This is a genomic window from Ruegeria sp. CDSC051, assembly GCF_059610665.1.
This window is the reverse complement of the sequence record NZ_JBXWOC010000001.1, coordinates 992,233-1,006,047: the sequence shown is the minus strand read 5'-3', so window position 1 is coordinate 1,006,047 and position 13,815 is coordinate 992,233. Positions and strand designations below refer to the sequence as shown.

At 55.9% G+C, this 13,815-nt stretch carries 13 protein-coding genes; 9 read left to right on the top strand and 4 right to left on the bottom strand.

The window, feature by feature from the left end:
* Positions 1-55 precede the first annotated feature (55 nt).
* Genes AC2FH0_RS05080 through AC2FH0_RS05065 form a run of 4 tightly spaced genes read right to left on the bottom strand, consistent with a single transcriptional unit; the run spans position 56 to position 3,168 of the window.
* Positions 56-826: an ABC transporter permease gene (locus AC2FH0_RS05080; RefSeq protein WP_425471946.1), complete on the bottom strand. Its 771-nt coding sequence runs from the start codon at positions 824-826 to the stop codon at positions 56-58.
* The gene (locus AC2FH0_RS05075) at positions 826-1,539 is read right to left on the bottom strand and encodes an ABC transporter permease (protein ID WP_496691035.1); all 714 of its coding nucleotides are present in this window, start codon (positions 1,537-1,539) and stop codon (positions 826-828) included. Before AC2FH0_RS05075 ends, AC2FH0_RS05080 begins: the two co-directional genes overlap by 1 nt.
* 47 nt (positions 1,540-1,586) lie before the next feature.
* Entirely contained in the window at positions 1,587-2,360 is a 774-nt protein-coding gene (locus AC2FH0_RS05070; RefSeq protein ID WP_496788728.1) for a transporter substrate-binding domain-containing protein, read from the bottom strand.
* A gap of 31 nt (positions 2,361-2,391) precedes the next feature.
* Complete coding sequence (locus tag AC2FH0_RS05065) at positions 2,392-3,168, bottom strand: ABC transporter ATP-binding protein (RefSeq protein ID WP_142634458.1); 777 nt, start codon at positions 3,166-3,168, stop codon at positions 2,392-2,394.
* 96 nt (positions 3,169-3,264) lie between these two features.
* Between AC2FH0_RS05065 and AC2FH0_RS05060 the strand changes: the two genes are divergently transcribed.
* From AC2FH0_RS05060 to AC2FH0_RS05020, 9 genes are all read left to right on the top strand, one after another.
* Positions 3,265-3,915 (top strand): TetR/AcrR family transcriptional regulator, encoded by a 651-nt coding sequence (locus AC2FH0_RS05060; RefSeq protein ID WP_271946462.1) that lies wholly within the window; start codon positions 3,265-3,267, stop codon positions 3,913-3,915.
* A complete protein-coding gene (locus tag AC2FH0_RS05055; RefSeq protein WP_496690738.1) occupies positions 3,912-5,099 on the top strand; it encodes a pyridoxal phosphate-dependent aminotransferase in 1,188 nt (395 codons plus the stop codon). The genes AC2FH0_RS05060 and AC2FH0_RS05055 overlap by 4 nt, the downstream gene beginning before the upstream one ends.
* The gene (locus AC2FH0_RS05050; RefSeq protein ID WP_496788727.1) at positions 5,096-6,691 is read left to right on the top strand and encodes a 5-guanidino-2-oxopentanoate decarboxylase; all 1,596 of its coding nucleotides are present in this window, start codon (positions 5,096-5,098) and stop codon (positions 6,689-6,691) included. The genes AC2FH0_RS05055 and AC2FH0_RS05050 overlap by 4 nt, the downstream gene beginning before the upstream one ends.
* An 18-nt stretch (positions 6,692-6,709) precedes the next feature.
* Positions 6,710-7,492, top strand: a complete 783-nt coding sequence (locus tag AC2FH0_RS05045; protein ID WP_496788725.1) for a dimethylarginine dimethylaminohydrolase family protein — start codon at positions 6,710-6,712, stop codon at positions 7,490-7,492.
* A gap of 266 nt (positions 7,493-7,758) precedes the next feature.
* On the top strand, positions 7,759-8,742 hold the full coding sequence (locus AC2FH0_RS05040; RefSeq protein ID WP_496788724.1) for a glycosyltransferase family 2 protein: 984 nt from the start codon (positions 7,759-7,761) through the stop codon (positions 8,740-8,742).
* 5 nt (positions 8,743-8,747) lie between these two features.
* Positions 8,748-9,683 (top strand): hypothetical protein, encoded by a 936-nt coding sequence (locus AC2FH0_RS05035; RefSeq protein ID WP_496709304.1) that lies wholly within the window; start codon positions 8,748-8,750, stop codon positions 9,681-9,683.
* Positions 9,680-11,698, top strand: coding sequence for a hypothetical protein (locus tag AC2FH0_RS05030; protein WP_496788723.1), 2,019 nt, complete (start codon positions 9,680-9,682; stop codon positions 11,696-11,698). The genes AC2FH0_RS05035 and AC2FH0_RS05030 overlap by 4 nt, the downstream gene beginning before the upstream one ends.
* 106 nt (positions 11,699-11,804) lie before the next feature.
* The gene (locus tag AC2FH0_RS05025; protein ID WP_496690732.1) at positions 11,805-12,803 is read left to right on the top strand and encodes a glycosyltransferase family 2 protein; all 999 of its coding nucleotides are present in this window, start codon (positions 11,805-11,807) and stop codon (positions 12,801-12,803) included.
* Between the two features lie 47 nt (positions 12,804-12,850).
* Positions 12,851-13,813 carry a hypothetical protein gene (locus tag AC2FH0_RS05020; protein WP_496709306.1) on the top strand — a complete coding sequence of 321 codons (963 nt, stop codon included), beginning with the start codon at positions 12,851-12,853 and terminating at the stop codon, positions 13,811-13,813.
* Positions 13,814-13,815: the final 2 nt, after the last annotated feature.

The following is a 13,815-nucleotide window of genomic DNA, read 5'->3' as shown; positions in this document are numbered from 1 at the left end:
GCTGGCAGCCAGGATTCTGACCAGGTGTCAGGTTTCTTAGGTGTCCGGCGTTGCGTTACCGGGCAGGGACCTGCAGCTCAATACGGCGGAAGATCAGTGTGATAATGCCTGCAATGATCAGATAGATCAGTGCCAACAGCAGCAGCGGCTCATAGACAACAAAGGTGTCCGCTCGAATTCTTGACGACACAGCGTAGATCTCAACCACTGTTATCGTCGCCACCAGCGGGGTTGCTTTCAGCTGTAGGATTGTCTCACCGCCTAGTGTCGGCAGCACGCTGCGAATGGCCTGAGGCAGCCAGATCCTGCGGAACATGGTAAACCGAGGCATGCCAAAGGATTGCGCCGCTTCGAGTTGACCCTTCTTAACGCTGGCAAAGGCACCGCGCATGATTTCGCCCTCGTAGCCTGCGTACGACAAGGTCAGGGCCAGAACCGCATAGGGCCAAGCCTGTCGCAGATAGGGCCACAGCTCGCTGCCGCGTATCCATGGAATCTGAGGGAAAAGCGATCCAAGCCCATAGTATAGCAGCCAGATCTGCAAAAGGATGGGCGTGCCACGAATGATCGTGCAGAACACCCGCGCCGGTGCCGACAGATACCAGGGCCCAATCGCCTGAGCGAGGCCCAGCGGAACAGCCAGCAAGAACCCAAGCACACAGGTGACGGCCAACAGCCAGATGGTTCTCCACAGACCTTCAAGTGCCAGGGGCGCATAGGTTGGAATCCAATCCCAGCGCAGTGAGACGGCGCACCAGATAACGAAAGCAGCAAAAAGTGCCATCAGCACGATCCGATGCGGCTGCATGAGTGCTCGCCAGTCCATTATCGGCTTCCTCCCTTCAACGAAGGCTGCCCACGACGGGCCCATTTCTCGATACGCGCGAACACGACACCGGAACAAAGCGTGACGATCAAGTACAAGGCACCTGCAGCAAGGAAGAAGGTGAAATAGGCGCGGGTGCTGGCCGCGGCCTGACGGGTCTCCAGCGTCAATTCGCTAAAGCCGACAATGGCCAGCAGGGCCGTATCTTTAGTTGCAATGAGCCACAGATTGGCCAATCCAGGCGTGGCAAAAGACATCATCGCGGGAATTGTCACCCGCCGCATCAGCAGCAGCGAGGGCATGCCATAGGCGCGGGCGGCTTCGATCTGTCCGGTTGGAACCGCTTTGATTGCGCCCCTGAGGACCTCGGTCGCATAGGCGCCCTGAACGATGCCCAAAACCCAGATGCCGGCAACGACGCCGCTGATTTCGACGCGGTCATACCCCATTGCCTGCGCGGCCTGATTGATCAGGTCGGTCCCGACGTAATACAGGATCAGGATCAGCACCAGTTCAGGCACGGCGCGCATTACAGTTGTGTATATGCCGAGCAGGTCACGCGTGACCGGCCCGCCATATAGTTTTCCATAGGCCCCGAAAAGCCCGATGATCAACCCGAACCCGAACGCTCCAAAAGCGATCTGCAACGAGTTTGCGAGGCCACGCAGAAGGTTGCCGCCCCATCCCGGAGGACTAAGGGCAAGCAACTCCATGCTTTGGGCCAGACCCAGACTTTCGAGGATAGCTTCCACGACGGATCTTACTCGCTGTAGATGCTGGCTGTGAAATAGCGCGAGGTGATTTCGTCATGTGTGCCGTCGGCAAGAATTGCCGCGATACCCGCATTCAGCTTTTCACGCAGCGCGTCATCGCCCTTGCGGACACCCGCGCCGACGCCACGGCCCAGGATGGCAACGTCATTCTCGACCGCCCCTTTGATTTCACAACAGGCACCAGTGTCAGAAGAGACAAAATCTGCCATGGCGATGCTGTCGGCCTGGGTCGCGTCGATACGACCGGCGAACAGATCCTGATTTGCCTCGTCCTGCGTCTGGTACACCCGGATTTCTGCGGCATCTTTGAAATGCTCATTGGCATAGGCCTGATGGATCGTGGACGCCTGAATGCCGATGATCTTACCGGCCAGAGATTCTGGTGTCGGTTCAATGTCCATCGACTTGTCGGCGACGATAACGGCCGGAGTGTTGTAGTAAGGATCGCTGAAATCGATCGTTTTCATGCGCTCTTCGGTGATCGACATCGACGCCATCAGGGCATCAATCTGCTGACCGGTCAGTGATGGGATGATCCCGTCCCACGCAACCGGAGTGATCACACACTCAAGCTGGGCCGCGGCACAGACCGCATCAATAACCTCGACCTCCCAGCCGACCCATTTGCCAGAGGCATCCAGCGATGCGAACGGCGGATAAGGCTCGGCGGCGATCCCGATCTTGACTTCATCTGCGCCAGCCGTTCCAGCCGAAAGCACAGCAGCAGCCAAAGCGGCCACGATTAGCTTTTTGTTTTTCATTGATATTCTCCCTGTTTGATATTTTGTTTGTTCAGCCGACTGATTTTAGGAATTGTTGCAGCCTTGCGGATTTCGGATTGTCGAAAAGTTCGTCGGGTGGCCCCTGTTCCTCGATCTTTCCTTCGAAAAGATACACAACATGGGTCGCAACCTCGCGCGCAAACTTCATCTCATGCGTGACCAGCAACATGGTTCGGCCCTCGGCCGCCAGATCGCGAATTACGGTCAGTACTTCACCAACAAGTTCTGGATCTAACGCGCTGGTTGGCTCGTCAAACAACATTACGCTGGGATCAACGGCAAGAGCACGCGCAATCGCAGCGCGCTGTTGCTGACCGCCTGACAGAAAGGAAGGGAAGGTATCTGCCTTGTCGCCAAGCCCAACGCGCTCAAGCAGCTGGTGCGCGCGTTTGATCGCCTCGTCCCGCGGTACTTTCAGCACGTGAACGGGCACCTCGATGACATTTTCCAGCAACGTGCGGTGGGTCCAAAGGTTGAAGGCCTGAAACACCATTGCCAGTCGGGTGCGGATGCGTTCCAGCTGACGCCGGTCCTTAGGCGTGCCATCCGGGCGCATCTCAATCGGCTCGCCGTTTACGACGATTTCTCCGGAACTGGGCGTTTCAAGGAAATTGATACAGCGAAGGAACGTGGATTTCCCCGAACCACTGCCTCCGATGATGGCGACGACATCACCCTGATGGGCAGTAAGTGAAACGCCTTTAAGAACTTCGAGCGAGCCAAAAGACTTGTGCAAGTCAGTGACCCGAATGGCTTCATCCGGCGTGGTTTCTGGGTCAGCGTTCATTTTGCAGTTTCATCCCTCTCAACCGTTTTTTTACTTGCAGCTTTAGCAAATCCCTACAATTATGCAACTGTATAATTATAATTTCTGGAAAGATAGATGTCGGATCACGCAACAAAATTCAAGCGAGAACCCGCGGAGCAGCGCAAAGAGGCGTTGATCCAGGCCACGCTGTCTTTGATCGCCGAGCAAGGTTTGCAAGGTGCGACCGTTCGGGCGATTGCCGAGCGGGCCAGTGTAACTCAGGGTCTGATCCGGCACTATTTTTCTTCGAAAGAAGATTTAATTACAGCAGCTTATGACTTTCATATGCGGCGGCTGACGGATATGACGTCGGCCCCTGCAGACGGAGATTATAGCACAGCCAGATTGCGGCTGGCGACGTTTGTAACGACCGGGCTGACCCATCCGGTGGTCGATCCGGGGTCAGTGTCCCTATGGGCGGGCTTTTTGAACAAAGTTCTGGCGGACGACAAAATGCAAGCGATCCACGAACAGACATATCGGGATTTTCGTGACCGCTTGGAATCACTCATTGCAGATGCGCTGAACGAGGTAGGCATACCAGCCAGCCCGGCGGAACTGCGCAGGTTGGCTATCGCATGCAACGCCGTGGTCGACGGCTTGTGGATGGAGGGCGGCGCCCTGCCATACGCCTTTGAGCCGGATGAGCTGCCCGAGATTGGGCTTGCTTCGGTTGGGGCAATTATCGGTGTTGAATTGACGGATCTTGAGCAGAGGCAGACATGAAGAAAACAGCGATTACCGAACGCCTTGCCGGCCTGGGTGGCGCCAAATGGGAAGTTTATCTCAAGGCCAAGGAACTTGTCGAGCAGGGGCAGGATATCATCGAATTGACCATTGGCGAGCCGGATGTGCCAACGCCTACCGAACTGGTGGAAAGCGCTGTGGACGCTTTGCGCGCCGGGCGTACTAACTACTCCAATGGGCGTGGTGAGGCTGGACTGCGCTCTGCACTGGCCGATCGTTATTCGGCCAGATCCGGGCGCACGATCACGGATAATCAAGTGCTGTGTTTTCCAGGCACCCAGACCTCGCTTTTTACCGTCCTGATGGGCGTGGCCGAGGCGGGTTGTGAGGTGCTGGTGGGCGATCCGATGTATGCAACCTATCAAGGTGTGGTACGCGCAAGCGGTGCGGATATTGTGCCGGTACCATTGCGGCCGGAAAACGGTTTTCGTATTTCTGCGGATGATATCGCGGACAGGATTACCGCGAAGACCACTGCGCTTTTGTTGACCACACCGCATAATCCTACCGGGTCGATCCTGACACGCGAAGACATAGAAGCAATCGGCGAGCTGGCTATCGAACATGATCTATGGATCATTTCTGATGAGGTTTATGAAGAACTGATCTTTGACGGATCTGTGTTTACCTCACCCCTGTCGCGGTCCGAGTTGGCGGATCGGGTAATCGTCGTCTCGTCGATATCAAAATCCCATGCCGCCCCCGGATTCCGCAGCGGTTGGTGCATTGGCCCCGAGGAATTTACCGCGCGCCTTTTGGCGCTGTCGGAAACCATGCTGTTTGGAAATCAGCCCTTCATCGCCGACATGACCGAGACGGCCATTCGCAACGGTTCAACCGTGGCCGAAGGCATGGCGCAACGGTACGCCCGCCGCGCCCGGATGCTGAACGACAGGCTGCCGAACGAGACACATCTGCGTGTGCATCTTCCACAGGCAGGTATGTTTGCGATGATTGATGTCTCGGCCACAGGGATGAATGGAAACGAGTACGCCTTTCATCTGCTCGAACATGGCAAAGTCGCGGTGATGCCGGGGCCGTCTTTCGGTGACACGGTTGATGACTGGGTCCGTATCGCGCTGACGGTGGACGACGCGATCTTTACCGAAGCCTGTGACCGGATCGTTGCTCACGCGACCCAACTGCAACTGGAAAACGCATGACAAGCATTGGTGAGGCGCTGGTTGATCAACTGGTCAGGCGCAATGTGGATACCGTGTTTGGCATCCCCGGCGTGCATACGGTCGAACTGTACCGCGGGCTGGCCGCATCGGGCATTCGCCATGTCACCCCACGACACGAGCAGGGGGCAGGGTTCATGGCTGATGGCTATGCCAGGGTATCCGGCAAGCCCGGCGTGGCCTTTGTGATTACCGGCCCCGGTTTGACCAATACACTCACGGCGATGGGGCAGGCTCGGGCAGACAGCGTTCCGATGCTGGTTGTGTCTGGGGTCAACACGTTGTCCAGTCTTGGCAAAGGGCTTGGTCACTTGCATGAGTTACCGGATCAACGAGCGATGGCGCGAACAGTCGCTCTGTCATCGGACCGAGTTGAAAAGTCAGTTGAACTAGCAGCCGCGTTGGACCGCGCCTTCGCCCTGTTTCGATCCGGTCGCCCGGGGCCAACACATGTCGAAATCCCGCTAGACGTTGCGGGGGACGAGCTTGCTGGTCCGACCGATGCTGCGAAAGGTCCCGTCGATAAGCCTCTTGATCCGGCGCTTCTTGACCGTGCGGCCAAGCTACTGGGGTCGGCAAAAGCGCCGGTCATTCTGGTCGGCGGCGGTGCGCGCAGCGCCGGCAGGTCGATCCGGCAGCTGGCCGAAGCGCTGGATGCGCCGGTTGTTCAAACCGTGAATGCGCGCGGGTTGATGTACGATCACCCGTTGAGCGTGCCTGCAAGCCCAAGCCTGAATTCAGTGCGCGCTTTGATCGAACAGGCCGACGTGGTCCTGGCTCTGGGAACTGAGCTGGGCCAGACGGACTACGATATGTACGCCACCGGCACGATGGCTGAAATGCCATCCCTGATCCGTGTGGACCTATGCCCCGATCAGCTGAAGCGCCACGCGGCGGACATTGCCATTGTTGGTGATGCGGCGATGGCAGCGGCCGAGCTTGTGGATCGGTTTGCCGCATCGCCCAAGTCGGCAAACGGTGCCGCGCGCGCAGCTACTTCGCGGCAGAACGCGGTCGAAGAAATCGGGCCGGAAATGCAGGCGTTACTGGCTGTGCTGAACGCCATGCGCGATGCAGTCCCTAACGCGATCATGGTGGGCGATTCTGCTTATCCGATCTATGCAGGAAACCTTTACTACGATCATGATCGGCCCGGCGGGTGGTTCAACGCCGCGACCGGGTTTGGAGCGCTTGGATATGGCATACCCGCCGCGATCGGCGCTGCATTGGCGGACCCTGACGCTCCGGTCATTTGTATCGCAGGCGACGGCGGGGCGCAGTTCAGCCTTCCTGAGCTGATGTGCGCCGTTGATGAAAAACTGCCGATCACCTTCGTGATCTGGAACAACCACGGTTATCAGGAAATCGCCACATCAATGCAGGCGGTCGGTGTGACTGTGCTGGGATGCGATCCGACCCCACCGGATTTTGAAAGCGTCGCCCGGTCGTGCGGCATGCCGTTCTGGCGCACTGGCCCCGACCCGTTGGACGTGGCCCAAGCTTTGTCGTCTGCACAATCCCAAGATGGCCCGCGGCTTGTTGAAATCCGCGCGCCAAACCAATCACACTCTTGATTAAAAGTGAGACCGAAAATGACTGACCCGACCTATGAATTCTCGCGCGCGATCACCCGTCGCCCAGCAGCGTCCATCACCGATGGTTTGCGTGCAGAAGATATCGGTACGCCGGACCTAGACCGAATGCTTGCATCTCATGCGCATTATGTTGAAACCCTCAAGAAAACCGGAGCAGAGGTTATCGAACTGGCTCCCCTTGAGACGTATCCGGATGCCGTCTTTGTCGAAGATACCACACTGTGTCTTCCTCAGGGTGCGGTGATGATGCGCCCCGGTGCACTCAGCCGCATGGGTGAGGTGGCCGAGATGGAGCCGACAATCCGCGGCGTTTATGACGAGGTTCGGCAGATCGCTGGGCCCGGCCATATTGAAGGCGGGGACATTCTGGTAACGGGTCGCGAAATTCTGGTTGGCCGGTCAGATCGGACCGATGCGGCCGGTGTCACAGAGCTGACCGAAATCGTTTCCGACTGGGGCCACACCGTACGCGAGGTTTTTACACCACCGGGCGTGTTGCACTTCAAAACGGATTGTTCGTTGCTGGATGGGGAAACCATCCTGTCCACGAAGCGGCTGGACGCATCCGGCTGCTTCGAAGGGTATCGGGTTCTGCATGTGGCAGAAGGCGAAGAAGCCGCTGCAAACTCGATCCGGTTCAACCAATTTGTCCTGGCTCCGGCCGGCTTCCCGCGTACCACCGAGATGTTGCGCCAGAACGGTTATGATGTGGTCGAAATCGACAATGTGGAATGCGCCAAACTGGATGGCGGAATGTCATGTCTGTCGCTGAGATTCTGACCTGGTTCGCGACGATTCAGAACCGACTAACCTTGAACCAGCCAAATGCGTCCTGCTGCAACCAAAGAAAGAGTAGGCGCATTTTGGCGTGATTAAGGTTAGCCGCTTCAACCACTTGGATATTCATTCGAAATAGTATGATCCCTACCCAGTGGGTGTAGCTTTGCACCAGTTTCGCGCAGTATTTCTTTTGCACCCAAATCCCATCTCGCCCGTGCTTGCCGGGTTGTGTATGACTTGGGCAAAGAAGTTATGGCAGGAAATACATGTCTCAGGCGCTCACCGTATTCACGACGATGAAGAACGAAGGCCCCTATATGCTGGAATGGGTCGCATTCCACAAAACACTGGGAGTCGATCACTTTGTGATCTTCACCAATAGCTGTGAAGACGGCACGGATGCCATTGCCCGCAGGCTGCAGGAATTGGGTCTTGCCACACATGTACCGAACGAGGTCAAAGAAGGGGGAAACCCGCAGCACCAGATGCTAAGGCGCGCGCGGCGTCAGCCCAAAGTGAAAGAGGCCGACTGGCTGATGTGTCTGGATGTTGATGAATTCTGGAACATCCGCTGCGGTGACAACAGCTTTGCGGCGCTGATCGCAGAAACCGAACAGCGGGCCGGAAAGCCGGTGGATGCGATCTCATTCGCGTGGAAATTGTTTGGTAGTTCGGGGAATATCAGCTTTGACGACAAACCTGTGACCGAGTCCTTTTCGATGGGGGATCAGGAATTCCCGTATCATTCCGGCCGGGCCTATGGTCTGAAAACCCTGTTTCGTAACAACGGAAAATTTACGCGGTTCGGCCCGCATCGCCCGAAAGGGGTCGAAGAAGGGAAAGAAAGCGAAATCGCTTGGTCCGATGCCGGTGGCAGGCTGTTTCCGTCCGAGAAGGTTGGGTGGCGCGCATGGCGGAAATTTGATCATTCGCTGGGGCGGATTCATCACTATTCCGTCCGGTCTTTGGATGGGTTTCTGGTAAAAAGGGATCGGGGCCGGACCAATCATATCCGCGTAGACCAAGGGCAAGCCTATTGGCAGGACATGAATGCCAACAAAGAAACAGATCACTCGATACTGCCAGCAGCGCATCGCGCGGCCCCATTGCTGGCCGAACTGAAAGCCGATGAAGAACTCGGCCGCCTGCACGCGAAGGCATGTGACTGGCATCGCGCCAAGATATCAGAGATCAAGTTGCGGCCTGACTGGGTGGATTTCCGCCTCTGGCTTGCGGAAAATCTGGTCTGATCACCATGGCAGAAGACCTTTCAAAAGAGCAGCTCAAGCCTGATCACCCCGATCGTAAGACGGGGTATGAACGGATTCTGACAGACCCTGCGCCCCCTTGGTTTGTCGAGCTGTATCCAGGTGGGGACGGGACCGGGTTTCTGCAAAAGCTGAACAGACACTCGGTTTTGTTTCACCAAAGGTCTGCGTCCCGGCTTGTGGTCAGCTTTGACAACATTGCCAATGCCAACGACCTGTCTTTTTCCCGCGAACCCTGGGGCTGGAAGTTCTTCCGTGACGAAGGCTGGTCCCATATGGGGATATTTGCGCGGACCAAAGCCTGGTACCGCGATCCCGAGATCATCTCGTATTTTCAGACCCAAGCGGATCAGGGTTTTTTTGCACAGTTTGATCAGGTTGTGTTTGCGGGCGCTTCGATGGGCGGATTTGGAGCGCTGACATTCTCGGCCCTTGTTCCCGGCGCCAATGTCATCGCTTTCAATCCGCAGACAACGCTGGATGAACGGCTGGTCCCGTGGGAAACCCGGTATCGGTTCGGGCAGGTGCAAGACTGGGATCTTCCCTTTAGCGATGCCGCGCAAACCATTGAGAATGTGGGGAAAGCCTACGTTTTCTATGATCCATTTTTTGATCTTGATCGCCAGCAGGTGTCGCGATTGGAGGGCGATAATGTCGTGCTGCTGAAGACATGGTTTTCAAACCATTTCGCGGCCCCGATGCTGCGCAAATTGGATATACTGAAGCCGGTTATGCTCGAGGCGATGGACGGCACACTGGAACCCCAGGCCTATTACCGGATGATGCGGGCACGGCGGCGACTGCCTTTATATATGCGCGGGATCGAGGCGATTGGCGGCGAACGTCACCCACAGCTTGTTACGCAAGCAAGGCAGAGGTTCCGACGGCTGCGGCGCGCAGCCTTGGCCGAAGCAGGCTCATGAAGCCCGAAAAGGGGGTCTTTATCGGCCAGCGCAAAGACAGGATGGGTGCCCGGTTGCTGATGATGCTGACCTGCATCCGGTTGGCCGAGGATTTTGACACCAACTATCGGGTCAACTGGTTTCCCAAAGGTGCGGATGCGCCAGAGCTGGACCAGCCGCAAGAATTGTTCTCACAAGAGTGGATGGATGAGCATTTCCTGAGCACCGAATCCTTTGATGCTCTAGGCGAGGATGCCTTGCCGATATGGTCGTTTCAGGGCGATGCGACACCGGATCGGCTGATATCCCATCTGAATTCCGGCCGCTCTGTTGTCGTCGAGGAAGGCTTTGAGGTTCTGGCCTTTCAATGGGAAGATATCGAGCAGATCCGTCCCCGGTACCGAGAGTTCATCCATCGGATCGGGTTCACGGATGAAATCCGGACGATCATGGAAAAGGCAGATGTCAAACTAAGTGGCAAGCGGGTGTCGGCCTATCACATTCGCCGTGGCGACATCCTGAATGGCCTGCCGTGGAAGCATACGACCTGGCCGGCAAAGATCGAACCGGAAGAACTGTATGCGGCGCATCTTGGAAAAAACGCAGGGTGTGCCGCGATCATGTTTTCAGATCAGCCCGAGCTTGTGGCCCGATTCCAAGTGCAGTTTCCGCACCTTATGCAAATGTCAGATATCGCGGATCTTTCCAGTCTGACCCGTGCACAACGAGACTTTCTGGAGCTCTATACCATGTCGCGCGCGGATCAGTTGATAGCGCCGTACGTTTCCGCCTTTTCCATGGCAGCGGCGCGAATTTCAGGGCAGCAGGGAAAAGTTTTTCGCGATGTTTTGAACGAAGATGAAGTCAAACGCGCCAACGAACAAGTGATCGCACGCCTGCACCGCGGTCCAGAAGAATTTCTGAATCTCTCAGAAGCCGCTCATATCTATGCCAAGGCTTCGTTTTATCTTCATGGTTTGGGCGCGGGAGATCGGGCCGAAGAGGCATTGGAACTGGTGCAGCCGTTGATGGATGCAGGTTCGGATAATGCATTCCTTCCACTTCTTCAGGCGTTGAATTACTTTTATCTGAATCGTTGGGCCGAAGCGTTAGAGATGACTGAAGCAGCCTTCGAAAACCCGCATATCTGGCCCGAAGATTTTGCTGTCGTAACTGCACTTCAAGCCGCGATATTTGGAGGGCAGAAGAAACGCTGGAAGGCTGCGCAGGTGTTCAGCAGGGCGTTTTGGACAAAACCAATGCGCCCGGATGTCATCATATTTGGCTCTCGGATTTTGTATCGTGAACAGATTGCGCAGCGCGCAATGCCGCCAATGGATTGGGTGATGCAGAAGGCTGTTCGGAGGCCTTGGTTCAACTACAATGCGCACGTTGCGCAGAGGAAGGTACTGGGTCGCCCGCCCTGTAATTTTGACCTGATCCTATTGGATTGGGCTAGTCTGTCCGTAGATCAAAGGGCGCGCCGTCTAACCTCCAACAGATCCCGTTTGCAGACTTTGGCTGACGGGCTAGAAAGCTCAACTCAGTTGCCCGAGGACGTTCGCATTTCCCGCGAAGACCCGCGCTTTGAAGGGGTCCAATCTTTGCTGCGTTTGCATTTGGGAGATACATCTTTGGCGCAGTCTTTGGATATTGCGCGGAAAGTGGCCAAGCGCCTTCCGGATAACCCGTTATACTTAAAGCGACTGGCCGAACTGTATGAGAAAGATGGAGATTTTGTAAACGGAAGGCTGGCCATGGCAGATGCGTTGGCCTGTGATCCGGGAAACCCATTTCTGGTCTTTGCGATGGGGCAATACCTTGAAAGGAACGGGGCCGAAGAACAGGGGCAAAACCAAATTATTCAGGCTGCGGAACTGGATGACAATACAGCGGCGATTCAAGGCGAGGCCGGCAGGATATATCTGCAACGAGGTGAAAAGCAGAATGCGCGCGTTCATCTTTCCAAGGCCCACGCGCTGTGCCCAACCCTGAAACGATATTCCAATCAGCTGAAACGTGCGGGTGGAAAATAGACGAATTTCTCTTGGTGACCGGCTTGAATACCGGTAGTTTGCGGTCAAAATCTTAAACAAATCTCCGATACCACCGGGGCAATGAAAACAAGCAGGGCAGTCAGGTATGGCCGAACAGGATCCTCGATATATCAGCGTTACCCCTATGAAGAACGAAGGACCATTCGTTCTTGAATGGATCGCCCATAATCGTGCCATTGGTGTGGACCAGATTGTGGTCATGACCAATGACTGTACCGATGGTACTGATGCCTTGCTGCAGCGATTGCATGACCTTGGCATTGTCACGCATGTCGACAACAACTCGAGACGTCAGACCAGCCCGCAAAAACGCGCCTATAACGCCTTTCTGAAAATGGAAGTGGCCCGTCCACAGGATTGGGTGATCGTTATCGACGCGGATGAACATATTAACGTCAGAACCGGCGACCATACATTGCGTGCGCTGACGGGTGCCATGCCGGATGCAAAAACGATTTCAATGACTTGGCGTCTATTCGGAAACGCCGGCATTGTTCGGTACGAGGACCGTTTCCTGTCGGATCAGTTTCGCCAAGCTGCACCTGAGCGTATTTTTCGACCGCCGCAAGCTTGGGGCTTTAAGACTATGTTCCAACGCGGCGTATGGGATGCGCTCGGTGTCCATCGACCGAAAAGGCCGACCGTTGAAACGATGGAAGAATGCCATTGGTACAACGGATCCGGTCAACCGATGCCCGAAAGGTATTTTACTGCCAGTTGGCGATCGGCGCGGGACTCCGTCGGGTACGAGCATGTTCAGATCAATCACTATGCTCTGAAATCCTGTGAAAGTTATCTGGTCAAGAAAATGCGTGGTCGGGCCCATCATCTGGGGGAAAGCCTTGGGATGGAATATTGGAACATGATGAACCAAAACGCCGAAACTGAGACCTCGATCGACACAATCCTCGATCGGAAACGGGCTTTGTACTACGAAATGCTGTCAGACGCTGAGACGGCACGCCTGCACCATATGACCTGCGATCTGCATCGCCAGCAGGTTGCCCAGTTGCGCGAACAACCTGAGATGCAAGACCTCATGCGTCAGATGACCGCCGGGTTCTCAGCCAAGGCCGAGACCTGAGGTCGCTTGGCGAATAGGAACGTTTCATGCTTTGGCTACACATAGGAATGCCCAAGACTGGGTCGACCGCGTTACAGGGGTTTGTTCGCAAAAACGGTCAAGTGATGGCTGGGGCCGGATTACACTATATGGAAACGGGCCGCAGGCGAACCGAGGGGCAGGGGCGTCTGGCCAGCAGTCATAACCTGATTGCCTTCCACATGAACCAAACCGATCAGCCGGTCACCGCCCTGCGCGAAGCGATGGCAAGGGAATATGCTGAGCATGAGGATAAGGCATGCTTGGTATCGTCTGAGATGTTGTACTCAGTCGATCTGCACAAACTGGCCGAGATTTTCGCTGAGATCCCCGCGCGTGAGATGAGGATTGCTTTCTACTGCCGTAGATATTCTGACTTTTTCGAAGCCGACTATAAACAAAGGGCAAAGAACGGCAGGCTTGCCGGGGGCGGCTCTGAATATATTAGTACCCAGCTGGACGAGATACGTGCGCATCCTGAGCGTTTCAGCTTTGCCAGTGCTGCGGCTCGGATAAGGTCAGCTTTTCCGGGCGTCTCGTTGGTGCCTATGCTGTATGAGCGCTCTGAAATGGCCAATGGCAACATTGTCGATGATTTTCTGGATCGCATCGGCGTCCAACTGCCCTTGGGCAGCAAGACCGAAACATCGTCCAATCCTTCGCATTCAAGAGCCGCGTGTGAGGCGTTTGGTGTGGTCACAAGGGCTATGGGACGCAAGAAAAGTCGCCAGTTGCGACGTCGGGCTGTCGATGATCCCGTGATGATGCGTAAGAATGATGTGCTTGAACCGGATGAACGCGCCTGGCTGGACGCGTTTATGGCAAATGAAGATGTGAGTTTTCATCAAGAGTTCTTTCCCGACCGGACGCAGCTTTTTGCCCCTGTCAGGTTGAGCATGCATGATCAGTCGTTTCGCCGGGACACAGCCGCGGAATATCAGGCGCTGCGCCAGGCATCCGAGATCGTGTTTCGCATGGCGCTAGAGGGTTGACC

What these genes read in the sequence shown, in the direction of transcription:
- AC2FH0_RS05065 (WP_142634458.1), bottom strand. Translation starts at nt 3,168, where the DNA reads ATGAACGCTGACCCAGAAACCACGCCGGATGAAGCCATTCGGGTCACT.
- AC2FH0_RS05055 (WP_496690738.1), top strand. Translation starts at nt 3,912, where the DNA reads ATGAAGAAAACAGCGATTACCGAACGCCTTGCCGGCCTGGGTGGCGCC.
- AC2FH0_RS05075 (WP_496691035.1), bottom strand. Translation starts at nt 1,539, where the DNA reads ATGGAGTTGCTTGCCCTTAGTCCTCCGGGATGGGGCGGCAACCTTCTG.
- AC2FH0_RS05050 (WP_496788727.1), top strand. Translation starts at nt 5,096, where the DNA reads ATGACAAGCATTGGTGAGGCGCTGGTTGATCAACTGGTCAGGCGCAAT.
- AC2FH0_RS05020 (WP_496709306.1), top strand. Translation starts at nt 12,851, where the DNA reads ATGCCCAAGACTGGGTCGACCGCGTTACAGGGGTTTGTTCGCAAAAAC.
- AC2FH0_RS05080 (WP_425471946.1), bottom strand. Translation starts at nt 826, where the DNA reads ATGGACTGGCGAGCACTCATGCAGCCGCATCGGATCGTGCTGATGGCA.
- AC2FH0_RS05035 (WP_496709304.1), top strand. Translation starts at nt 8,748, where the DNA reads ATGGCAGAAGACCTTTCAAAAGAGCAGCTCAAGCCTGATCACCCCGAT.
- AC2FH0_RS05070 (WP_496788728.1), bottom strand. Translation starts at nt 2,360, where the DNA reads ATGAAAAACAAAAAGCTAATCGTGGCCGCTTTGGCTGCTGCTGTGCTT.
- AC2FH0_RS05045 (WP_496788725.1), top strand. Translation starts at nt 6,710, where the DNA reads ATGACTGACCCGACCTATGAATTCTCGCGCGCGATCACCCGTCGCCCA.
- AC2FH0_RS05040 (WP_496788724.1), top strand. Translation starts at nt 7,759, where the DNA reads ATGTCTCAGGCGCTCACCGTATTCACGACGATGAAGAACGAAGGCCCC.
- AC2FH0_RS05060 (WP_271946462.1), top strand. Translation starts at nt 3,265, where the DNA reads ATGTCGGATCACGCAACAAAATTCAAGCGAGAACCCGCGGAGCAGCGC.
- AC2FH0_RS05030 (WP_496788723.1), top strand. Translation starts at nt 9,680, where the DNA reads ATGAAGCCCGAAAAGGGGGTCTTTATCGGCCAGCGCAAAGACAGGATG.
- AC2FH0_RS05025 (WP_496690732.1), top strand. Translation starts at nt 11,805, where the DNA reads ATGGCCGAACAGGATCCTCGATATATCAGCGTTACCCCTATGAAGAAC.